Here is a 422-nt window from a genome sequence, read left to right as displayed (position 1 = left end):
CGGGGCGGGTTTGACCGCAAGGCGCGCATTGCACAGTTGGATCGTCTGGCAGATGCCGTCAAACGGAACGAAGACAAGATCATCGCGGCCTGCGCCGCTGATTTTCGCAAACCCGCTGAAGAAGTGAAATTGACCGAGATCTTTCCTGTTCTTCAGGAAATCCGGCACACCAAGCGCCACCTGAAATCCTGGATGCGTGGCAAACGGGCGCGCGCCACTTTGGGCGTATTTGGCACCAAGGCCCGCGTTCGCCCCGAGGCCAAGGGGGTCTGCCTGATCATCGCGCCGTGGAACTACCCGGTGAACCTGTCGCTTGGGCCGCTGGTCTCGGCGATCGCGGCGGGCAACAGCGCCATCATCAAGCCATCCGAGATGACGCCGAATGCGGCCCAGGTCGTGATCGACATCGTGGAAGAGGCCTT

General features: G+C 61.4%; 1 protein-coding gene. It reads left to right on the top strand.

Annotated elements, in window-relative coordinates:
• Positions 1 to 422: aldehyde dehydrogenase family protein (locus tag ACP2AV_RS15710; RefSeq protein WP_426373709.1), on the top strand; the 422-nt coding region annotated here is incomplete at both ends.

This window comes from Aliiroseovarius sp. PTFE2010 (genome assembly GCF_049943335.1).
Taxonomy (GTDB): domain Bacteria; phylum Pseudomonadota; class Alphaproteobacteria; order Rhodobacterales; family Rhodobacteraceae; genus JBNFVY01.
The sequence above is the reverse complement of the archived record's forward strand: the minus strand, read 5'-3'. Positions and strand labels throughout refer to the sequence as shown.